23 protein-coding genes are annotated in these 20,620 nt (G+C 43.0%); 14 read left to right on the plus strand and 9 right to left on the minus strand.

Going from position 1 to position 20,620, the window contains the following annotated elements; genetic code table 11:
* Positions 1–145 (minus strand): helix-turn-helix domain-containing protein (locus tag C6H66_RS22140; protein ID WP_146111097.1); only part of this gene is annotated, 145 nt, incomplete at its 3' end.
* A gap of 102 nt (positions 146–247) precedes the next feature.
* On the opposite strand from C6H66_RS22140, the gene C6H66_RS22145 reads away from it, so the two are divergent.
* The 4 genes from C6H66_RS22145 to C6H66_RS22160 all read left to right on the plus strand — a co-directional run bounded on the left by C6H66_RS22145 (position 248) and on the right by C6H66_RS22160 (position 2,314).
* The gene (locus tag C6H66_RS22145; protein WP_105396746.1) at positions 248–685 is read left to right on the plus strand and encodes a hypothetical protein; all 438 of its coding nucleotides are present in this window, start codon (positions 248–250) and stop codon (positions 683–685) included.
* A gap of 406 nt (positions 686–1,091) precedes the next feature.
* Positions 1,092–1,283: a DUF5397 family protein gene (locus tag C6H66_RS22150; RefSeq protein ID WP_036808671.1), complete on the plus strand. Its 192-nt coding sequence runs from the start codon at positions 1,092–1,094 to the stop codon at positions 1,281–1,283.
* Entirely contained in the window at positions 1,284–1,565 is a 282-nt protein-coding gene (locus C6H66_RS22155) for a virulence factor (protein WP_036808672.1), read from the plus strand.
* Between the two features lie 305 nt (positions 1,566–1,870).
* Positions 1,871–2,314, plus strand: a complete 444-nt coding sequence (locus C6H66_RS22160; protein ID WP_146111098.1) for a hypothetical protein — start codon at positions 1,871–1,873, stop codon at positions 2,312–2,314.
* Positions 2,315–2,447: 133 nt separating this feature from the next.
* Here C6H66_RS22160 and C6H66_RS22165 read toward each other — a convergent pair whose 3' ends face one another.
* The 3 genes from C6H66_RS22165 to C6H66_RS22175 all read right to left on the minus strand — a co-directional run bounded on the left by C6H66_RS22165 (position 2,448) and on the right by C6H66_RS22175 (position 4,903).
* Positions 2,448–2,927: an Hcp family type VI secretion system effector gene (locus tag C6H66_RS22165; RefSeq protein WP_105396748.1), complete on the minus strand. Its 480-nt coding sequence runs from the start codon at positions 2,925–2,927 to the stop codon at positions 2,448–2,450.
* 101 nt (positions 2,928–3,028) lie between these two features.
* Positions 3,029–4,189 carry a glutathionylspermidine synthase family protein gene (locus tag C6H66_RS22170; protein ID WP_105396749.1) on the minus strand — a complete coding sequence of 387 codons (1,161 nt, stop codon included), beginning with the start codon at positions 4,187–4,189 and terminating at the stop codon, positions 3,029–3,031.
* 6 nt (positions 4,190–4,195) lie between these two features.
* Positions 4,196–4,903, minus strand: a complete 708-nt coding sequence (locus C6H66_RS22175) for a DUF1190 family protein (RefSeq protein ID WP_105396750.1) — start codon at positions 4,901–4,903, stop codon at positions 4,196–4,198.
* 426 nt (positions 4,904–5,329) lie between these two features.
* Here C6H66_RS22175 and C6H66_RS22180 point away from each other — a divergent pair, with 426 nt between their 5' ends.
* Entirely contained in the window at positions 5,330–5,731 is a 402-nt protein-coding gene (locus C6H66_RS22180) for a DUF2628 domain-containing protein (RefSeq protein ID WP_046397008.1), read from the plus strand.
* 122 nt (positions 5,732–5,853) lie between these two features.
* Here the strand turns inward: C6H66_RS22180 and tolC are convergent, their stop codons facing one another.
* A complete protein-coding gene (tolC, locus tag C6H66_RS22185) occupies positions 5,854–7,242 on the minus strand; it encodes an outer membrane channel protein TolC (RefSeq protein ID WP_105396751.1) in 1,389 nt (462 codons plus the stop codon).
* 359 nt (positions 7,243–7,601) lie between these two features.
* On the opposite strand from tolC, the gene nudF reads away from it, so the two are divergent.
* The 8 genes from nudF to tnpA all read left to right on the plus strand — a co-directional run bounded on the left by nudF (position 7,602) and on the right by tnpA (position 17,432).
* Positions 7,602–8,243, plus strand: a complete 642-nt coding sequence (nudF, locus tag C6H66_RS22190) for an ADP-ribose diphosphatase (RefSeq protein ID WP_105396752.1) — start codon at positions 7,602–7,604, stop codon at positions 8,241–8,243.
* A 99-nt stretch (positions 8,244–8,342) separates the two neighbouring features.
* Positions 8,343–9,182 carry a 3',5'-cyclic-AMP phosphodiesterase gene (gene cpdA / locus C6H66_RS22195; protein ID WP_105396753.1) on the plus strand — a complete coding sequence of 280 codons (840 nt, stop codon included), beginning with the start codon at positions 8,343–8,345 and terminating at the stop codon, positions 9,180–9,182.
* Between the two features lie 131 nt (positions 9,183–9,313).
* Positions 9,314–9,922, plus strand: coding sequence for an esterase YqiA (yqiA, locus tag C6H66_RS22200; protein ID WP_105396754.1), 609 nt, complete (start codon positions 9,314–9,316; stop codon positions 9,920–9,922).
* Between the two features lie 72 nt (positions 9,923–9,994).
* Positions 9,995–11,890: a DNA topoisomerase IV subunit B gene (parE, locus tag C6H66_RS22205; protein WP_105396755.1), complete on the plus strand. Its 1,896-nt coding sequence runs from the start codon at positions 9,995–9,997 to the stop codon at positions 11,888–11,890.
* A gap of 43 nt (positions 11,891–11,933) precedes the next feature.
* Positions 11,934–14,192 carry a DNA topoisomerase IV subunit A gene (gene parC, locus C6H66_RS22210; protein WP_046397014.1) on the plus strand — a complete coding sequence of 753 codons (2,259 nt, stop codon included), beginning with the start codon at positions 11,934–11,936 and terminating at the stop codon, positions 14,190–14,192.
* 22 nt (positions 14,193–14,214) lie between these two features.
* Positions 14,215–14,958, plus strand: coding sequence for a 1-acylglycerol-3-phosphate O-acyltransferase (locus C6H66_RS22215; protein ID WP_105396756.1), 744 nt, complete (start codon positions 14,215–14,217; stop codon positions 14,956–14,958).
* Positions 14,959–15,346: 388 nt separating this feature from the next.
* Positions 15,347–16,768 carry a cell division protein FtsP gene (gene ftsP / locus C6H66_RS22220; RefSeq protein ID WP_105396757.1) on the plus strand — a complete coding sequence of 474 codons (1,422 nt, stop codon included), beginning with the start codon at positions 15,347–15,349 and terminating at the stop codon, positions 16,766–16,768.
* 208 nt (positions 16,769–16,976) lie between these two features.
* Positions 16,977–17,432: an IS200/IS605 family transposase gene (tnpA, locus tag C6H66_RS22225; RefSeq protein WP_046397186.1), complete on the plus strand. Its 456-nt coding sequence runs from the start codon at positions 16,977–16,979 to the stop codon at positions 17,430–17,432.
* Between the two features lie 161 nt (positions 17,433–17,593).
* On the opposite strand, the gene dkgA is transcribed toward tnpA, so the two are convergent.
* The 4 genes from dkgA to C6H66_RS22245 form a co-directional block, all read right to left on the minus strand.
* Positions 17,594–18,472 (minus strand): 2,5-didehydrogluconate reductase DkgA, encoded by an 879-nt coding sequence (gene dkgA / locus C6H66_RS22230; RefSeq protein WP_105396758.1) that lies wholly within the window; start codon positions 18,470–18,472, stop codon positions 17,594–17,596.
* A gap of 273 nt (positions 18,473–18,745) precedes the next feature.
* Positions 18,746–19,417 (minus strand): DedA family protein, encoded by a 672-nt coding sequence (locus C6H66_RS22235; RefSeq protein WP_105396759.1) that lies wholly within the window; start codon positions 19,415–19,417, stop codon positions 18,746–18,748.
* A gap of 326 nt (positions 19,418–19,743) precedes the next feature.
* The gene (locus C6H66_RS22240) at positions 19,744–20,130 is read right to left on the minus strand and encodes a type II toxin-antitoxin system YhaV family toxin (RefSeq protein WP_248000782.1); all 387 of its coding nucleotides are present in this window, start codon (positions 20,128–20,130) and stop codon (positions 19,744–19,746) included.
* Between the two features lie 6 nt (positions 20,131–20,136).
* Positions 20,137–20,571, minus strand: coding sequence for a type II toxin-antitoxin system PrlF family antitoxin (locus C6H66_RS22245; RefSeq protein WP_248000783.1), 435 nt, complete (start codon positions 20,569–20,571; stop codon positions 20,137–20,139).
* On the opposite strand from C6H66_RS22245, the gene C6H66_RS22250 reads away from it, so the two are divergent.
* The coding region (locus C6H66_RS22250; RefSeq protein ID WP_181150266.1) for a helix-turn-helix domain-containing protein at positions 20,546–20,620 on the plus strand (75 nt) is incomplete at its 3' end. The genes C6H66_RS22245 and C6H66_RS22250 overlap by 26 nt on opposite strands.

Below are 20,620 nucleotides of genomic sequence, written 5' to 3' on the forward strand. Positions count from 1 at the left end.
GAACTTCTTGATTTCTCTTCAATTCTCTGCTGATGGTCGACGGACTTCGCTTAAGTGACTCAGCAATGAAAAGCTGTGAAAAACCCGCTGTTTTTAAACTGGAAATCTGATATCTTTCTGTCTCGGTCAGTTGTGTATAGGCCATAGCGCATTCTCCTGTGGCGGGAAAGATGCCTACTATAGCAACTGACCGCCTTTCTGAAAAATTGCGCTTATTAGTCGAATCCGCCCTTCACATTTAATTGAAATGGTAGGAAAAGTAGCACATGAGCTTCCTTACCTCTCTCAGGCATTACTTCGTCATTGTCAGGAATTTCCTTCATTTGATAATGGATTGGGTTTGACAGAGCAATTAGTGCTGAATATTTTGGCGGAGCAGCCTTGTACAAATGAGCAATTATTTCAGCAACTGACAGAGCATCATGAACCTCTGCCTTGGTTGGGAGATATTATGCTTGATGCCATTATTGATAATCTGCGCCTTTCACCAGAACCCGCGATATATTTTGACTCTGGGTCTTTAACATTGATATTGACGCAGTTTGGTCAGGAATTATTGTCTAATAAGCGGGATTGGATGGATAGTTTTCCCTTGGAGCGTTGGTTGGGAGGTGTGTGTATCACGGGAGATCAATCTTGTTGGCGTTGGGATCAGCAACGGAGAACTCTGATATTTTCAGATTGATATGTCAAACTAAAGTTGAAGATGCAGGTTTTGTTGAAACTTTGGTTGTAGATTGAAATATGTTAAAGATTCATGAGTAGATTAATAGAGTGCGAGCGAAAAAAGCCGTAAATGAGAATCACTGTAATTAAAGTCACATAGCGACGGCGTGGTTCTAGATCTCGCAGAGGTTGAGCCGCCATGACGAAGGATGGCATTAAGTGTGTAATGGTGGATCGGTTCGGCATTGCTGTCGGTAAGGCAAATGGACTACCTGATCGGTAACAGGCAAGACAAAACAGCGAGGAATACTATTTCCTTGTTTTTGAAAACGTAGGTTTGTGAAAGGCGTGATATCGCTATTTTTCTTGAAACGATGTTATCAAAATACTACATTATCAATGGATTTCAATAATGAGGAATGGTCATGATAAGTGTTCCCCGAGTACCTGTCGGTACAATTAAAAGCTTTGGTGCATTTGGGCCTAAATATGAAGTGGGGCAACTGATTCGCCCGTTAGAGGATGGTGACTGGTTGGTTGAGGTTGTGCTGGTTGAAACTGGTGAGAAGACTGAATATCGTCTGAAACATGTCAACGATGATCCTAAGGCGGCCTGAATGTACGCCATTGCATTTGATTTAGTTGTTGTTGACACAGAACAGCATCACCCTAAAGGGGTCTCACAAGCGTACGCTGAAATTGGTGCAACGCTGGCGCAATATGGTTTTCGGCGTGTACAAGGCAGTTTGTATATCAGTGACGATGAGAATATGGCTCAGCTTTTTATGGCGATCCAATCCCTCAAGGCGCAATCTTGGTTTCCTCCGTCAGTCCGTGATATTCGTGCGTTCCGTATTGAACAGTGGTCTGATTTTACGTCCGTAGTCAAAGATAAGTAAATTGGCTATGACGTGTTTTTACATTCAATAATGTATTGTGTTTCATTGGAGTTTGAAACTTTATAATCAAACTCGTTCTTTTCCCGTTTTTAGTGATAGTGAATTTAGTTGCGAAGATTTGGTTTCAAATTTACTCGGTTTCTATAAGTCTGTATTACCAAGAAATTATATGTCTTTAACAAAGCCTAAAAATAAAGAATATGACTATAAGATATGGGGTTATTATGGACCTGTTGATAAATATCTTATGAAAAAGATATTGTTATTAGTCATTATAAACCTACAACGATTTATGGCCTGAAATTATGAAGAAATTAACCATAACAATAGTGATGATACTAATGATGGCGTTATCTTGTATATGTGTATTTTTATGGTTATTTATGATGCCTAATGTTCTTTATAAAGAAAGTGATTTTTTAAAGTATCATCTTCTTACTAATGAAAAAATAAAAGAAGCTCCTCGTATTTCTAAAAATTATTTTTTTGAATATTATCCTAATGATGAATCATCGCCGATATATAGCTCTGTTTATTTTTGTGATTTGATAGATATGGATAATAGCTATAATAGAATGATTAATTATATGAAATCAACTGGTTATACAGTAAATAATGATGAAATATGGTATATGAAAGGTTTTGAGACTATATATGATGATTCTTTTATATTGTCAAAATCGTCTGTAGTTGAGAATGAGAAAAAAGAACATTGCTTAGCATTAACCTTCGCTGAAAATGTTAAATGAGTTTAATAAGCTCTAATTATTGTTTGATATTATGAAAACTATTCATAAAGGAAATAAATGTTTAATATTGGTTTTTTCAAAAGAGATAAAATAATTGAAAATATATTGGGGATTTCTCCCCAATATATTAATTTTAACTGACCCTTTCATCCCATATACTATAACCAGATGTACCTGCAATATGGTGTTTCCATGTTATATTGCCATAGGCAATGGATATTATTTCGTAGGGCTGTGCGTCATTATGGGTAAGTGAATTAGGATAATGGGTGGATATGCTTTTTATCGCAGCGTGCATGATCTCAATTGAATAATATTTTTCCTGAGCACCATTATTTGATGTTCTATAAAAGTCTAATCTACAATTGATAGATTCATTTTCTGATATTGCTATGCCTAATAGAGGAGATGATTTGTCTATAGGTTTAGTGATTGAGATAGGTGAGTGATTAACATTCTGTTCTCTGCTGATATCATGGTCAAATGAGTAAACATAAATTTCATTTTCATGACCAGTTTGATATTTATTGCCGATGGAATCATAGGTAGAACAACCACTGGATATAAGCCCTTGTTTTTTACCTGTGATGGTTAAATATATTGTGTTTGCCATATTATCTACCTTTTTTATAAATGTATAAGGGTACAAAGTTTCTTCACTGGATATTTAAGGGAGGAGTTTTGGGTATTTTCCTCATTCCTCCCTATTGAGAATTAATCCAAAATAATATGTGGGTAGAAGCGGGATAAATTCTGAGTTATGAGTTTACTGTCTTCCCGTAAACCAATACCGCAAGGTTGATCATTTACCAGCCAGCTACCAATTAGCGTATAATTGTCCCCGAATTTTGGCAGTGTATGAAATTGCTGAACGATCATACCTTCTTTACCGTAAGGACCATCAACGTTGGCAATTTCCTTACCCTTTTCAATAATACGAATATTAGCCCCTTCCCGTGAGAACAGCGGCTTAATAACATAGCTATCCATTGCCGGATAATTATCATCGGCAAAATAAGCGGGTAACAAGTTTGGATGATTTGGAAACATCTTCCACAACATTGGTAGCAATGCTTTGTTGGAGATAATACTTTTCCAGGCCGGTTCTAACCAGCGAACACCGGCGTCTTCTAATTTGGTCGCGAAAATCTCACGGAACATCATCTCCCAAGGGTAGAGTTTGAACAAATTACTGATCACCTGGTCTTGCAGGTCAGTAAACTGGCCTTTTTCCCCCAGACCGATATCTTCAATAAATAAGAACTCTGTTGGAACACCCGCTTCCAGTGCACAATCTTGCAAGTATTGAACAGTACCGCGATCTTCTTCCGTATCCTGACAGCAGGCCATGTGCAGTAAGCCAAAGCCATGTTCATCACGCAACTGAGCAAAGCGTTCGATCAATTGCTCTTGCATGCTGTTGAATTGATCGGCATGTGCTGGTAGTAACCCGGCATTCATCTGATCTTCTAACCAGATCCATTGGAAAAAAGCGGACTCATATAACGAAGTTGGTGTATCCGCATTATTTTCCAACAGTTTTGCCGGGCTTTTACCGTCGTAAACCAAATCTAAACGGGAATAGAGTGATGGCTGACTGGTAATCCAGGAGCTACGAACAAAATCCCAACAATGCTTTGGAATCTGAAATTTAGTCAACAACTCTTCACTATCGACAACTTTCTCCACTACTTGTAAACACATTTGGTGTAGTTCAGCGGTGGTAGCTTCGATTTCTTCAATTTGGGCAAGAGAAAACTGGTAATAAGCATCTTCACACCAGTAAGGTTCGTCATACATGGTGTGAAAATTAAAGCCATATTCTATCGCTTTTTCACGCCAGTCCGGGCGTTCAGTAATAGCAATACGTTTCATCCGTGGTTAACCTCCCACTGAACGAGATGTGGAGCCAGAAGAGGCGCTGCTGCGTTGCATGGCTGACTGTTTTGCAACAGAGTCACCGAAGCCGCCACGGGTAATGGTTGTGGTTGTTGCTGGTTTTGGCGCCATAGCTGTTTTAGGCACTGTCATGGAACGCCCACCTGCGGTTGCAGGGCCATAGTTTTTACCTGACGCATCAACGAATTGACCATTTGCCGGGCTGGTGGCGGATTTGGAGCTAAACAGAGGTTGTGACGGCGCTGAACCGCCTCCCATTAGACGCCCCATCATATAACCTGCCATCAGCGGCATCCAGAAGCTGCCGCTTTGCTGCTGTTGTGCCTGAGCTTGGCCATTGGTGGAGGTACTGGAAGTAGAGGTACCAGGGCCAGCTTGTGCCGGGGTTTGAGTACATTGTGCTTCACCAAATTCAGCAATACAGTCTTCTTTGGTGGCATATTTAGGCGCTGTTTTTTCCGCTTCTTTCAACGCATTGTTATAAGCAGTAGTACATTGCTCACTTTGTGATGGATTGGCTTTAGAACATTCATCTGCATTCATGTAAAGAGAGACAGTTTCATCACTCTTTTCACAGGCAGATAACATGAAAACCGCACTGACAGCCATTGCCACAGGTGCAAGGCGATAGTTACGCCAAGCCTTACGGAAGGTGCCGTGGTTAATATCTTTGGTCCGCTTTATTGTCATAGTCGTATACCCAGATTTTAGGTGTCTATAATTCTTGCATGAAATAGTCTTAAGGATAGGGGAAATATGAACAAAATTAAAGCATAAACCTTCAAATTGCTAGCCTGATTTTTTGTCTGATAAAGGGATTGCCGGATATTGAGTGTCTGGTGTTCTGTTTAATCTGGTTTTAATGTTGAAAAACCTCCATTTTTTAGAAAAATAGTGCTGTAATTAATATTTTATGGTATTAATCTGAAATCCATTAATTACGGTAAATTAAGGGTGATTGAATATGTAACATGATGATGTAAGTGAATCTACTAATTATATTCTCTATTTTATATCTCCAGAAAATAATCCTAGGAATATAATCTTAAATTAATAAGAGGAATTATTATATTATTGGTGTTGTATTTTCTATTTTAATTAAGGAAATTAAGTCGTATGGAGAAGAGTCATTATTCAGAAAGGTGGCAGACACGTTTTGCATTCTTTGAACAGCATGGTGCTCCTAAAACGCCTGAGTATAAAGCTGCTATGAAAGTAGAACCCTCTATGCGTCGTATGTTGTTGAACATGAATTTTATTGCCTTCTTTTTTGGTTGCATTTACTTCTTTGTTTTAGGTTTATGGCGGAAAAGTTTGACTTTATGCGGCATCGCTGTTGGCATGATTATGCTACTGGCGGTTATTGAAAGCGTTCTGAATATTGAGATTCCTCCCGCTGTTGTCATAGGGATTAACTCTGCCTTTGCGGTAATATGGGGAACAATCGCCAACTATGCTTATTATTTGAAAGAAAAGATGAATAGTCAGAGTTGGAATCCATTTGAAGGTTTTTTTTGATTTATCTATTTTCTGTATGAAGAGAAATATAGGATTTTTTTTCAGAGTAGATTATTGTTAGTAAGAAATAAAACAGCCCGCTTTTCTGGCGGGCCGTTGATTAGTGAAGGTGAAGGAGTGAATTAGTTACGGCCAGATGTTGCTGGTGCTTCTGTTTCTTGAACAATGCTATTAGCGGAAGTTGAGAGCTGTTTACCTAGCGAATGATTCAGAGCAACTAAATCCTTCTCATTTAGCGTACCGAGTGCGTGCTGAATATTCAGTTGATTAATCAGATAATCATAGCGAGCATTGGATAGCTTTTGTTTGGCATCGTACAACTTGGTAGTGGCATTCAGTACATCAACAATGGTACGTGTACCAACTTGATAACCTGCTTCCATTGCGTCGAGAGAGCTTTGCGCCGAAACAACAAGCTGTTTATAGGCGTCGATACTGCTGATGGAAGCAGATATGTTGTTAAAGGAAGAACGGACAGTCTGTACAACATTACGGTAAGCGCTCTCTAATTGTTCACTGGCGCTGACAAAACCATATTGTGCCTGTTCAACTTGGGAACTGGTTGCGCCTCCGCTATAAATTGGCAGACGAAGCGTCAGGGCAACGCTGTTCTCGCCATTATAGGCACTTTCTTTGCTGCCTGCTTGACGATTAGAACCATGAAACTGGCTATTTGAAACATTGGTAGAAGCGCCTAAATCAATAGTTGGCATATGGCCGGTTTGGGCTGCTTTGATTTGTTCACGAGCTAGATCCTGACCTAAGCGGGCAGATAGCAGATTTAAATTACGTTTCTCTGCCTCTTTTAGCAGAATATCCACTGCTTCTGGTTTCTGTGTTTTGAAATGATCAATATTCAGCGAGGCTAGGCGAGGGTAATAAATACCCGTTACCTGACGCAGAGCTTCCAGTGCATTGTCCAGATCATTACGGCTGACAACTTCCTGAGCGAGTACGTCATCGTAGTTAGCACGGGCGTTCTGGACATCAGTAATTGCAACCAGACCGACATTAAAACGTTGAGTCGTTTGGTCCAACTGGCGGTAAATGGCCGCTTTCTGAGCTTCAATGTAGGAGAGCGTATCAATGGTGCGTAGTACTTTGAAATAAGCTGTTGCACTATCCAGGATCAGTTTTTGTTCACTGCTTTGATAGGTAACATCAGCAATACCTGCCGTTTTTTCTTCTAAGTTCAATTGGCGCCATTTAGACATATCAAAAATGGTCTGACTCAAGCCAAGCTTCGCATTCAATGTATTGCTTTCTGTATCACGTTGATCGCGGTAACCACTGTTATAGGAGTATCCGGTATTTAATTCCAACTGAGGTAATAATGGGCTACGGGATTCATTAATTTTTTCAAAAGCTTTATTACGTTCAGCCATTGATTTACGTAGTTCAGGGTTACTCTCTTTTGCTTGCTTATAAACTTGCAAAAGATCTTCCGCCTGACTCATCGAACTAAATCCCGTCAGGCTCATAGCGATAAAAATGGAGAGCAGTTTCTTCATTGTAATTCCTTGATTGCACAGCTATTTTGCTCGTTGTCTGTCCCATTAGGCTATTTTATTTGCCATGCTTTGTAATAAAGAGTGAATGCTCTGGGGGCTGCCCGCTGCCCGAATTCACTGTTCAATTACAAGAACGGCCTGCACCAATTACGCCTATTGGGATAGACTCTTACGTTGCCTTGGTGAAAAACGAAATGTTACTGATTCTAGCAGAGTATGCTATCAGCCAAAGGTAGCCGTTTGTGCCATATTGCCTTAATTTAGCTTAACTTTACACCACCAAAGGATGAATTTTTTAACTCCGCTTGATTAATATCATCTTAGTGGCTAGCAAGTAAGAAACTATTTAGGAGAATTTTATGCATAAGAAGCCGTCAACACCAGTCATATTAGATAAGCAGGATGTGGAAATTATTACGAAAAAAAGTTTATACAATGGATTCTTTAAACTGACAAATTACCGCTTCCGTCATCGCTTGTTTGCTGGTGGTTGGAGTGAAGAGGTTAGCCGTGAAGTTTTTGAGCGGGGCCATGCCGGTGCGTTGTTGCCTTATGATCCACGTCGTGATGAGGTTGTGTTGATAGAGCAGATACGTATTCCGGCAATAGAGACGAAAGCAACGCCGTGGTTACTGGAAATTGTTGCCGGTATGATTGAAGAGGGCGAAGAGGTGGAACAGGTGGTGCGCCGCGAAACAATGGAAGAGGCAGGAATTGAAGTTAAACGTTGCAAGCCGGTGTTGAGTTATCTCTCCAGCCCAGGAGGAACAACTGAACGTATCTCTGTGATGGTGGGGGAAGTGGATGCTACGACAGCTACCGGTATTCATGGATTATCTGGCGAACATGAAGATATTCGGGTACATGTAGTCAGTCGTGAACAAGCTTATCATTGGATGGAAGAAGGAATTATTGATAATGCCACTTCCGTTATTGCGATACAATGGTTGGCATTACACCATGAAAAGTTAAAAAAAGAGTGGAATTCAGATAATTCCTAATTTTTAACCGAGAAAAGGGAAGTGTGTGCCAGTCAGCAGATCTCTTGCGTTAAAACGAGTTATGATGCTCGCCGATGACTTATAGGACAAGGAAACCATTTGGAAAGCCAGTTTGAACTGCCTGTGGTAGAGGGAACCACAGCCAAAATATTGCAAATAACAGATACGCATCTTTTTGCCGGCAAAGAAGATACTTTACTGGGTATTAATACTTATCGCAGTTACCAGGCGGTGCTGGATGCCATCCTCAAGCAAAATGCTGATATTGATTTAATCGTAGCGACAGGTGATTTGGCGCAGGATCAGTCGTTGGAAGCTTATCGACATTTTGCTGGGGGTATCGCCCGTTTACCGGCGCCTTGTGTCTGGTTGCCCGGTAATCATGATTATCAGCCCGCAATGGTGGATGCCTTGGCGGCGGCTGGCGTTTCTCCGTCGAAACAGATTTTAGTCGGTAAGCACTGGCAACTTTTGATGCTTGATAGTCAGGTGCAGGGCGTTCCCCACGGGGAGTTGTCGGAATATCAGCTTGAATGGATGAAAAAGTGCCTGGATAAGTACCCTGAACGTTACACGGTGATCCTGCTTCATCATCATCCATTACCATCAGGTTGTACTTGGCTGGATCAGCATAGTTTGCGAAATTCACATATTCTGGCCCAGTATCTGCAAGGTTACTCACGGGTTAAGGCGATGCTTTGTGGACATATCCATCAGGAGATGGATATGGATTGGAATGGCATCCGTATGATGGCGACGCCATCAACAAGTGTGCAATTCAAACCACATTGTACCAATTTTACGCTTGATACAGTTGCTCCGGGATGGCGTTATCTCGAATTGTCTGTTGCCGATAATAGAGAATTTGGTTTGACAACTCAGGTCCATCGACTGGAGAGCAATGAGTTCTGCCCTGATTTGGATTCGGATGGATATTAGGTTGTGTTTGTCTCCTTGTGCTGCTGTGTTACTCTCTGTTTATTGGATTTGTCAAGCCTCACCATTTGTGGCTTGTTGCACAGGAGTGTAGTGGCCGGTGGTATTTACGCACAATTGAGGGGCACGGCCTGATGTCAACGTTACTCTATTTGCACGGTTTTAACAGCTCCCCGCAGTCTGCAAAAGCAAATGCCCTAAAAGCGTGGCTGCATCAGCATCATCCTGACATTGAAATGCTGGTGCCTCAGTTACCGCCTTATCCTGAAGAAACGGCTGAGTTGCTGGAAAATTTGGTGATGGAGCGTGCCGGGGATAATTTGGGTGTCGTTGGCTCTTCTCTCGGTGGTTATCTGGCGATATGGCTTTCACAATGTTTCAGTTTGCCTGCTGTCGTTGTCAATCCAGCCGTGCGTCCGTTTGAGTTACTGCGGGATTATCTTGGGGAAAATATTAATCCCTATACCAACCAACGATATACGTTGGAACCGCGCCATGTTCATGATCTCAAAGTCATGCAGATTGAACCGCTGGAGTCACCGGATCTTATCTGGTTATTGCAGCAAACCGGAGATGAGGTACTTGATTACCGCCAGGCGGTTGCTTATTTGGTATTATGTAAGCAAACTATTGAATCTGGCGGTAATCATGCCTTTATCGGGTTTGAACACTATTTCCCACAAATCATCAATTTTCTTGGGCTTTCTAATGATGGTGAGAAAAAACTTGCCAAAAATGTTTGAACGACTGGTATTATCAACAGTATACAAAACTGATTAGCCCTTTAATCAAGAAGCAACCAACAGAATTACAACATGACTCAATCTAGTTACAACGCAGATGCCATTGAAGTTCTCAGTGGTCTGGAGCCGGTTCGCCGTCGTCCGGGAATGTACACTGATACAACTCGTCCGAACCATTTGGCACAGGAAGTGATCGACAACAGCGTGGATGAAGCTTTGGCGGGGCACGCTAAACATATTGAAGTGATCCTTCATAGCGATCAGTCACTGGAGGTCATTGATGATGGCCGCGGCATGCCGGTTGATATTCATCCAGAAGAAGGGGTTTCAGCGGTTGAATTGATCCTGAGCCGTTTACATGCCGGTGGTAAATTTTCGAATAAAAACTATCAATTTTCTGGTGGCCTCCACGGTGTGGGGATCTCGGTGGTTAACGCTTTGTCCAAGCGGATTGAAGTCGCCGTTCGCCGTGACAGTCGGGTTTATCAGATTGCTTTTGAAAATGGCGATAAAGTGCAGGAGCTGGCAGTGATTGGCAGTTGTGGTAAACGCAACACCGGTACCAGTGTTCACTTCTGGCCTGATGAAAGTTTCTTTGACAGCCCACGTTTCTCGGTTTCTCGTTTGACCCATTTGTTGAAGGCGAAAGCGGTTTTATGTCCGGGAGTGGAAATTGTTTTTAAAGACAAGATCAACGATACCGAACAGAAATGGTGTTATGCCGATGGTCTGACTGATTATCTCATGGCGGCGGTGAATGGCCTGATAACATTGCCGACAGCGCCTTTTGTCGGTACTTTCAGCGGCATAACCGAAGCGGTTGACTGGGCGTTGCTTTGGCTGCCGGAAGGGGGAGAATTACTGGCTGAAAGTTATGTGAACCTTATCCCGACGATGCAGGGTGGAACACATGTAAACGGGCTGCGTCAGGGATTACTGGATGCAATGCGTGAATTTTGCGAATTTCGCAATATCATGCCACGTGGCGTGAAGCTTGCCGCCGATGATATTTGGGATCGCTGTACTTATGTTCTGTCGGTAAAAATGCAAGATCCACAATTTGCTGGTCAGACGAAAGAACGCCTGTCTTCGCGCCAATCTGCCGCCTTTGTTTCTGGTGTTGTTAAAGATGCTTTCAGTTTGTGGCTGAACCAGAACGTTCAGGAGGCAGAGCAACTGGCTGAACTGGCGATCGCCAGCGCACAACGTAGAATGCGTGCCGCGAAAAAGGTTGTGCGTAAGAAATTGACCAGCGGCCCGGCGTTACCGGGGAAACTGGCTGATTGCACATCACAGGATCTCAATTTCACGGAGCTGTTTCTGGTGGAAGGCGATTCTGCGGGAGGCTCGGCAAAACAGGCGCGTGACCGTGAATATCAAGCGATCATGCCGCTGAAAGGGAAGATTCTGAATACTTGGGAAGTCTCTTCGGATGAAGTGTTGGCATCACAGGAAGTCCATGATATTTCCGTTGCGATTGGGATCGACCCGGATAGCCACGATCTCAGCCAGTTACGTTATGGCAAAATCTGTATTCTGGCGGATGCAGACTCAGACGGTTTGCATATTGCGACGCTGTTATGCGCACTGTTTGTCCGCCATTTTCCAACGTTGGTTAAAAATGGCCATGTTTATATGGCAATGCCGCCTTTATATCGTATTGATCTAGGTAAAGAAGTGTATTACGCACTGGATGAAGAGGAAAAAAGCGCGGTGTTGGATCGCCTAAGCCGCAAACGGGGTAAGCCTAACGTACAGCGTTTTAAAGGATTGGGTGAAATGAATCCAATGCAATTGCGTGAAACAACGTTAGACCCGAATACCCGCCGTCTGGTGCAATTGACTATCGATGATGAAAACTATCAAGAAACCTTCTCTGTGATGGATATGCTTCTGGCGAAGAAGCGTTCAGAAGATCGCCGAAACTGGCTGCAAGAGAAGGGCGATAGTGTAGAAATTGAAGTGTAACACCCACAGGGATAGTCAAAGAAGATTTTGAGGAAATTAACGAATGAGTGAGATAACTCACGATGGCGTGGAGCGTCTGCCGCTCCACTCATTTACGGAAACCGCCTACCTGAACTACTCCATGTACGTCATCATGGATAGGGCGCTGCCTTTTATCGGTGACGGTTTGAAACCGGTTCAGCGCCGTATTGTTTATGCCATGTCGGAATTGGGCTTGAACAATACCGCCAAATTTAAGAAATCCGCCCGTACCGTGGGTGATGTACTGGGTAAATACCATCCACATGGCGATGGCGCCTGTTATGAAGCGATGGTGCTCATGGCGCAGCCATTTTCTTACCGTTATCCTTTAGTGGATGGGCAAGGAAACTGGGGTGCGCCGGATGATCCCAAATCTTTCGCCGCGATGCGTTATACCGAGTCTCGCCTGTCCAAATATGCCGAGTTGCTGTTAACTGAGTTAGGCTACGGTACCGTTGACTGGGTGCCAAACTTTGACGGCACGTTGCAGGAACCGAAAATGCTGCCGGCGCGTCTGCCAAATATTTTGCTGAATGGCACCACCGGTATTGCGGTGGGGATGGCGACAGATATTCCGCCTCATAACGCTCGTGAAGTGGCGAATGCGCTGGTCACGCTGCTGGATAAGCCGCAGAGTTCCCTTGATGATTTGATGGAGCATGTTAAAGGCCCTGATTATCCGACCGAAGCAGAGATCATCACTTCTCACGAAGATATCCGTAAGATTTATAAAAATGGCCGTGGTTCAGTACGGATGCGTGCTGTTTGGTCGAAAGAAGATGGCAATGTCGTGATCACTGCGTTGCCGCATCAGGTTTCTGGCGCCAAGGTGTTGGAACAGATCGCTAACCAAATGCGAGCTAAAAAGCTGCCGATGGTTGATGACTTGCGTGATGAATCGGATCATGAAAATCCAACGCGTCTGGTTATTGTCCCTCGCACAAACCGGGTTGATTTGGAACTGGTGATGAATCATCTGTTTGCGACCACAGATTTGGAAAAGAGTTATCGCGTCAACCTGAATATGATTGGGTTGGATAACCGTCCGACCGTGAAAGGGCTGGTTGAAATCCTCTCCGAATGGCTGGTATTCCGCCGGGAAACCGTTCGTAAGCGTCTGAATCATCGTCTGGAAAAAGTCCTTAAGCGCCTGCATGTGCTGGAAGGCTTACTGATCGCATTTCTCAATATTGATGAAGTTATTCACATTATCCGTAGTGAAGATGAACCAAAACCGGTATTAATGTCACGTTTTGGTTTAAGTGAGACGCAAACAGAAGCTATTCTTGAGCTGAAATTACGCCACTTAGCTAAACTGGAAGAGGTGAAAATCCGTGGCGAACAGAATGAGCTGGCAAAAGAGCGTGATAAGTTACAGGCGATTCTGGGGTCTGAGCGCAAACTGAACACGCTGTTGAAGAAAGAGATCGTGGCTGATGCGGCTACTTATGGCGATGAGCGTCGTTCTCCAATGAGAGAGCGTGATGAAGCCAAAGCGATGAGTGAGCATGACATTGCGCCTTCTGAGCCGGTGACTATCGTATTGTCTGAGATGGGTTGGGTTCGTAGTGCGAAAGGCCATGATATCGATCCGGCCGGGTTGAATTACAAAGCGGGCGATAGTTTCCGTGGCGCAGCCCGAGGTAAGAGTAGCCAGCCGGTTGTTTTTATTGATACAACAGGTCGCAGTTACTCGCTTGATTCGCGGGATTTGCCTTCTGCCAGAGGGCAAGGGGAACCACTGACCGGGAAACTGACTTTACCTGCTGGGGCAACGGTGGAGCATGTATTGATGGCGCCTGATGAACAGAAGTTTCTGATGGCTTCTGATGCAGGTTATGGTTTTATCTGTAATTTTAGTGATTTGGTCGCTAAAAACCGAGCGGGTAAAGCACTGATTACCTTGCCGGAAAATGCTCGCGTCATGACGCCGCTGGAAATAACTCACCCGCAGGATGATATGCTGCTGGCAATAACCAGCTCAGGTCGAATGTTAATGTTCCCGGTTGCAGATTTGCCTCAGCTTTCTAAAGGGAAAGGGAATAAGATAATTTCTGTTCAGTCAGTCTCAGAAAATGACCTGTTGAGTTGGTTATTGATACTATCGCCACAATCGTCTATTACACTTTACTCTGGAAAGCGTAAATTGACGCTGCGTCCTGAAGATCTTCAGAAATTCCGGGCAGAACGTGGTCGTAAGGGAACTTCTCTACCTCGTGGATTGCAGCGTATTGAACGGGTTCAGGTTGAGACACCATCTGCTATTGGCGTAACTAAATAGTGGGATTAAATAAGAGGGGACTATGTTAGCAATTATTCGCGGCATTATTGTTATTCTGTTTTCGATTGTAGTGTGTGTCTCTGGTGCTATTTACTGTTTATTCAGGCCACGTCATCCTGACCATGTTATGGTGTTTGGTAATATGTTTGGTCGGTTGTCGAAAATATTTGGCGTCAAAATTATTGAACGTATTCCTGCGGAAGCCAGGCATTATGGTCCGAGTATCTACATTGGCAACCACCAAAACAACTATGACATGATAACCATGTCCAATGCGGTTCAGCCTGGCACAGTGACGGTGGGTAAAAAAAGTCTGGTGCTGATCCCATTTTTTGGTCAGCTTTATTGGCTGGCAGGTAATATCCTAATTGATCGTGCTAACCGTGCTAAAGCACATGGCACGATTGCCCAGGTTGTGGAGCAGATTAAAAATCGTCGTCTTTCTGTTTGGATGTTTCCGGAAGGTACCCGCAGTCGTGGCCGAGGTTTGTTGCCGTTTAAAACCGGTGCTTTTCACGCTGCGATCTCGGCGGGAGTACCGATTGTCCCGGTCTGCGTTTCTTCCATTACTAATGACAATATTAAGTTGAATCGCTGGAATAATGGCTCAGTCATTGTTGAAATGTTGCCACCCATTGATACTTCTGGATATACCAAAGATCAGGTGCGTGAACTGGCGGAATATTGTCATCAGATAATGAAAGCTAAAATAGAGGAGCTGGATGAGGAATTGGCTGCAATGGAGAAACAGGATAAGTACTCATAACAGGTTATTCTTGACCACTCTTTGATTATAAAGTGTGGGACTGACAAAGGCGATAGCTTTTAAACGTACTTTAATCCTCACATATTTAGTATATGTGAGGATTTTTGTTCGTTGTCCATGACCACAATTTATTATTAGTCAGAAATGACATGTACTTCGCTAGCTGGGAAAGATTCATGTAATGCATTCAGATAGTTTAATTCCCTCCATATTCGCGTTATGATGAGCGCTTGATAAATAATGTTTTTATTAAGCGCAATCAAGAGGATAATCAGCTTCAATAACTTCAATATTGAGTTATTCGCTGCCGGGGTGAATGATTGCAGTGTCTCAACTATTTTTGAGCCATATAAACCCGGAATTTAATTAGGTTTATCGCGGAGAAAATATGTCATTTAGTCGGCGCCAATTTATTCAGGTATCAGGCTTGGCGATGTGTATCGGCGCCGCTCCTTTATGGGTTCGGGCCAGCAAAAATCAGCAGACTGCTTTGCCGGTTCCCCCTTTATTGGAGTCCCGTAGTGGGCAACCGTTATTTCTGACTTTACAAAAAGCGCATTGGACTTTTGATGGACAATATAAAACCAGTGTGTGGGGAATTAATGGCCAATATCTTGGTCCGACTGTACGGGTTCATAAAAACGATGATGTCAAACTGATATACAGCAATCGGCTAGCGGAGCCGGTTTCGATGACCGTCAGCGGATTACAATTACCGGGTACATTGATTGGTGGGGTTGCCCGTCAGATTTCTCCGGGGTCTGATTGGTCGCCAGTGTTGCCTATTCGTCAGCAGGCGGCAACTTGCTGGTATCATGCCAATACACCTAATCGGATGGCGCCGCATGTTTATAAGGGTTTAGCTGGCATGTGGTTGGTGGAAGATGAAACTAGCCGCCATTTGCCGTTGCCAAAACATTATGGCGTTAATGATTTCCCGATTATTCTTCAGGATAAACGGTTGGATAACTTTGGGGTTCCTGAATATCAGCCGGCCTCTGATAGCGGATTTATTGGTAATACTCTGTTAGTGAATGGCGTACAAAATCCTTTCATTGAAGTATCTCGTGGCTGGATTCGTTTACGGTTACTAAATGCATCCAATGCCCGCCGATATCAGCTACAGATCAGCGATGGTCGTCCTTTCTATATGATAGGCACTGATTTGGGGCTGTTGCCTGCGCCGATAGCCGTTCAGCAACTCTCCCTTGCGCCGGGAGAACGGCGTGAAGTATTGATTGATATGTCCAAAGAGGAAGAAGTTGTTGTTACCGCCGGTGAATCAGCCGGGATACTTGATAAGTTACGTGGTCTGTTTGAACCTTCCACTGTGTTGGTTTCCAGCACCGTTCTGACCATTAAGGCAACAGGTTTATTATCTTTGGTGACAGATGATCTCCCATCTCGTCTGGTTGATGATGTGATGCCGGTTTCCAATGCAATCCGTAACCGGGAAATTTATCTTGATGGTAATATGCCGGGAATTAACGGTGCGTTATGGGATATGAATCGGGTAGATATTACTAGCCAGCAAGGAACGTGGGAGCGTTGGATCGTAAATGCCTCTGTCCCACAACCGTTCCATATTGAAGGTGTGCAGTTTAAGGTGATTAACCACAATGGTGGGACACCTCAACCGCAAGATTATGGTTGGAAGGATACCGTTTGGGTTGATGGGCGGGTGGAATTACTGGTTTATATGAACCAGCCCTCTTATGAACACTTCCCATTCCTCTATTACAGCCAGATTCTGGAAATGGCTGATCGCGGCTCTGTTGGGCAATTAGTGACTATACCGGTCAATCAATAATGAAAATAGCTCGACAAAATCGGGGCGCGGCGTTGATGCCGCGCACGTTTTAATTATGGCTTTAGCCAGTTTAAGTCGCGTTAGCGTCTTAAACATAAAACCACCCGCTTTGCGGGTGGAGTTCAAAGGTTATACCAAGAAAAACACCTTTCCGTTACGATATAGATGTTCAAGCTAATATTCGTAACTCAAATAAGGAAAGGTGTTTATGGGCATTAAAACACAAAGCTCAGCGCATACAAAGTGGCTGTGTAAATACCATATCGTCTTTTCGCCGAAATATAGACGGAAAGTGATTTTTAATAATATTCGTTCAAGTGTGGGTGAGATCCTCAGAGACCTTTGTAAGTATAAAGGTGTGGAAATAATCGAAGGTCATCTCATGCCAGACCATGTTCATATGTTAGTGAGTATTCCACCAAAGCTAAGTGTTTCAAGTTTTATGGGATATTTGAAGGGTAAAAGTTCGCTGATGATCTTTGATAGACATGCCAATTTAAAATATAAGTTTGGCAACAGAAAGTTTTGGGCGGAAGGGTTCTATGTCAGTACGGTAGGGCTAAATGAAGCGACAATTCAAAAGTATATCAGAGAGCAAGAAAAGTCGGATTTAGTCTCGGACAAATTGAGTAGTAAAGAACATGTAGACCCCTTTAAGGGGTAAGCCAAAGTAGCAAAGACATTTAGCTTGAACGAAGAGAAAGCAGCGTCATTTAGGCGCAGTCGGTAACAAGCCCTTATAGGGCAAGAGCAAACCACCCGCTGTGCGGGTGGTTATGATTCTGCTTTGCCCACTATCACCTTATCAATTTTATCCGCTGTTTTTCAGCACTGATCATTAGCATTCCTTTGCTCAAGAAGCTCAAGGAATTCACTGAAATCAACGAATGTTTCAGGGGGTGGCCCCAGACGTTTACCGATATCTAGCGTAGTCATCGCGGTCAGATCTTCTTTTTCTAGTTTGAAGTCGAACACATCAAAGTTCTCTTTAATTCTTGATAGCGTGGTTGATTTTGGGATCACAATCATGCCGTTATCAATGTGCCAGCGGATAACAACCTGCGCGGGTGTTTTGCCATACTTTTGTGCCAGATGTTGAACCAGTTGATTATCAAATATATTTTCACCACCTTGTGCCAACGGGCTCCAAGATTCGGTAACGATATTATGTGTCGCATTCCAGGCATGAAGCTGACGTTGTTGTAACAGCGGGTGCAACTCAATCTGATTAATGACGGGATGAACGCCGGTTTCATTGATTAGTCGCTGGATATGTTCAGGTTGGAAATTAGAAACGCCGATACTACGAATAAGCCCCTCTTTCTGCAATTCAATCAATTGTTGCCAGGCGTTAACATATTGATTTTGCGGTGGTGCCGGCCAGTGAATAAGGTAAAGGTCAACATAATCTAGTTGCAACTTTTCCAAACTTTCTGACAGAGCGGCGCGGACATCATTGTGCCTATCATTCCACAATTTGGTGGTGATAAAGATATCCTCACGGGGGATATCTGTTTCTTGTAACGCGTTGCCTACACCTTTCTCATTGTTGTAGATAGCGGCGGTATCAATTGCCCGATAACCGATATCTAGTGCTGCATGGATTGTTTCTGCTATCTGTTGGTCATCTGCGGCCCATGATCCAAGACCCAATTGTGGCATGTGATTCCCATCAGCAAGTCTGATAATAGGTTGATTATCCATTACTAACTCCTATAAAAAGATAGACTTAAAATATCAGCTAAAATCATGGCGATTGATATTAAGTTGATATTAAGAGTAATTGAAGAAAGTAATACAATTGGCGTGATCCAGGCCATGATTGTGATCAACACATGGTCAAGTGCATAGATTGACCGATTTGGTGATGCATCGATACCAAGAATATCACTTAGTGGCTGAGCTTGAGTCCATATAATATTGGTACATTAAGTTAAGGATAAAAACCTTGCTGCTGCTTGTAAACCATGATGACTTTTATTTACGTTTTGCCGCCGAAATTTTCTTGTGGCGCCAATACATCAGCAAGGAGGCGCTTAAACCACTTAACAACAGCACTATGGGTAAAATTATCAAAATGTTCATCACCAGATCTTGGTGATTCTTAATAAACGGTATCTGATTGAGGAGATAACCAAAACCGACCACGATGACAACCCATAATAAGCCACTTAACCAGTTAAAAACTTGAAAGCGTTTACTGTTAAGGCCGGATATACCAGCCAATGTTGGTAACAGAGTGCGGACAAAAGCCAAAAAACGGCCGATCAGTAAAGCGGCCAGACCATGTTTGAAAAACAACTCGTTAGCGCGTTGGCGATACTGAATAGGAAGTTGTGCCAGCCAATTCTTAACTCGTTTGGTATCACCAAGCCATAGCCCTTGAAGATAACCAAGCCAGCAGCCGATACTTGCCGCTGTTGTTAATATAAAAACGGTTGGGATAAAACTCATGACTCCCTTGGCAATTAATGCGCCAGAAAGGATTAACAGAGTATCACCGGGTAGAAAGGCGGCAGGTAATAAGCCATTTTCCAGAACCAGTGTCACAAATAGAATGCCATAGATAATCCAAACAACATCGGGGTTGGCAAGTTTAGAAAAGTCATGCTGCCATAATGCCTGCATGATCCCGTTTAGTACTTCCATTGCTTATCCTGTGACTGTTAATAAATAAATTTATTGCATCTGTATATATAAAGTCAGTTTACAGTAAAAGCTTAAGCATGGCTTGACTTTATCCCTGATAAGGGAAAATTAATGGCTGATACTAATGAATCAATTGGGCACATAACCATTAAACTAAAGTTAAAAAAATAGAAAAGGAGCGATTCATCGCAACCCTTTCAAAATACATTTTAAGGCTCGCTCATCAAAATCGATGTTAAATTTCATCTAGGTTAACTCTGATCCGCTTTGCTGGATTTTTGATACGCTCACGAACCGCATCCAGAATATCCTCATCATTATCATTTTCAGCTGCGTTGTAAGACGCTTTTTTTACCATATGCCCTTTTTGTTCTCTCATCATCTACCCAGCCAAAGATAATAATTTTACTTTCGGCGTGGAAACGGAAAAAAAGGCGATATTGTTGGAAAAATTTTACTCTGAACCAGTGTTGTCTTTTTCCACCTAATGTGTCACCTAAACGAAAGGCTATATTAGCTGGATCATTGGGAATAATTTCAGTAACGAGTTTTATGATTGCCGCCAGGCGTTTTGTATCATTTTTTTTCAAGTAGTCATTTGGATATTTTTGCTGAAGTTGTACTACCTTATCTATTGCTTGTTTTAATTGTTCTATAAAGCATGGATGAGCAAAAAGAGTCCATCCGTTTATTACACACACTCGATCGTACATAGTTCTTTACTCATCGTCAGCAGATAATGGGTTGTTCAGATGTATGTCTATTCCAGCGACAAGTGACTTTGCCCGGTTAATAAGCTGTTCATCTAATTGCTGTACTTGTTCAGGATATTTCTGAATGTCTTTTGCTAGAAAGTTCAGAAATGATTCTATGACAAGATCTTTTTCTTCTTCGCTGTTTTTACGACTAATAAGTACATCACCGGAAGATAAAATCTTATATGCGATACTGTTATGACCTGGTTTTAGCAAAATCCGCCGTAAACCCTCGCCCAATGCGGGCGGTGATATAAGGCGAAAAGCCCGCAGGGCTTTCAGGTTATTAACCATCACGTTCACTGGCAGCCCGGGGGGGACACGGCCAAAAAAAGCGGTTAAAATACATAAACTATCCCGATGAGCGCTGATGATGTTAAGAGCCACCAAAGTCCGCATTTACCCGACACCCGAACAGGCTGATTATCTCAATGCTCAGTTCGGTGCG

The organism is Photorhabdus hindustanensis (assembly GCF_002968995.1).
In the GTDB taxonomy this organism is placed as follows: domain Bacteria; phylum Pseudomonadota; class Gammaproteobacteria; order Enterobacterales; family Enterobacteriaceae; genus Photorhabdus; species Photorhabdus akhurstii.

Coding starts and splice junctions, on each gene's coding strand:
- tnpA (WP_046397186.1), top strand. CDS start 16,977: ATGGGCATTAAAACACAAAGCTCAGCGCATACAAAGTGGCTGTGTAAA.
- C6H66_RS22175 (WP_105396750.1), bottom strand. CDS start 4,903: ATGACAATAAAGCGGACCAAAGATATTAACCACGGCACCTTCCGTAAG.
- C6H66_RS22150 (WP_036808671.1), top strand. CDS start 1,092: ATGATAAGTGTTCCCCGAGTACCTGTCGGTACAATTAAAAGCTTTGGT.
- C6H66_RS22245 (WP_248000783.1), bottom strand. CDS start 20,571: ATGCGGACTTTGGTGGCTCTTAACATCATCAGCGCTCATCGGGATAGT.
- C6H66_RS22215 (WP_105396756.1), top strand. CDS start 14,215: ATGTTAGCAATTATTCGCGGCATTATTGTTATTCTGTTTTCGATTGTA.
- C6H66_RS22240 (WP_248000782.1), bottom strand. CDS start 20,130: ATGTACGATCGAGTGTGTGTAATAAACGGATGGACTCTTTTTGCTCAT.
- ftsP (WP_105396757.1), top strand. CDS start 15,347: ATGTCATTTAGTCGGCGCCAATTTATTCAGGTATCAGGCTTGGCGATG.
- C6H66_RS22145 (WP_105396746.1), top strand. CDS start 248: ATGGTAGGAAAAGTAGCACATGAGCTTCCTTACCTCTCTCAGGCATTA.
- yqiA (WP_105396754.1), top strand. CDS start 9,314: ATGTCAACGTTACTCTATTTGCACGGTTTTAACAGCTCCCCGCAGTCT.
- tolC (WP_105396751.1), bottom strand. CDS start 7,242: ATGAAGAAACTGCTCTCCATTTTTATCGCTATGAGCCTGACGGGATTT.
- C6H66_RS22170 (WP_105396749.1), bottom strand. CDS start 4,189: ATGAAACGTATTGCTATTACTGAACGCCCGGACTGGCGTGAAAAAGCG.
- C6H66_RS22160 (WP_146111098.1), top strand. CDS start 1,871: ATGAAGAAATTAACCATAACAATAGTGATGATACTAATGATGGCGTTA.
- C6H66_RS22180 (WP_046397008.1), top strand. CDS start 5,330: ATGGAGAAGAGTCATTATTCAGAAAGGTGGCAGACACGTTTTGCATTC.
- dkgA (WP_105396758.1), bottom strand. CDS start 18,472: ATGGATAATCAACCTATTATCAGACTTGCTGATGGGAATCACATGCCA.
- C6H66_RS22165 (WP_105396748.1), bottom strand. CDS start 2,927: ATGGCAAACACAATATATTTAACCATCACAGGTAAAAAACAAGGGCTT.
- parC (WP_046397014.1), top strand. CDS start 11,934: ATGAGTGAGATAACTCACGATGGCGTGGAGCGTCTGCCGCTCCACTCA.
- C6H66_RS22155 (WP_036808672.1), top strand. CDS start 1,284: ATGTACGCCATTGCATTTGATTTAGTTGTTGTTGACACAGAACAGCAT.
- C6H66_RS22235 (WP_105396759.1), bottom strand. CDS start 19,417: ATGGAAGTACTAAACGGGATCATGCAGGCATTATGGCAGCATGACTTT.
- nudF (WP_105396752.1), top strand. CDS start 7,602: ATGCATAAGAAGCCGTCAACACCAGTCATATTAGATAAGCAGGATGTG.
- parE (WP_105396755.1), top strand. CDS start 9,995: ATGACTCAATCTAGTTACAACGCAGATGCCATTGAAGTTCTCAGTGGT.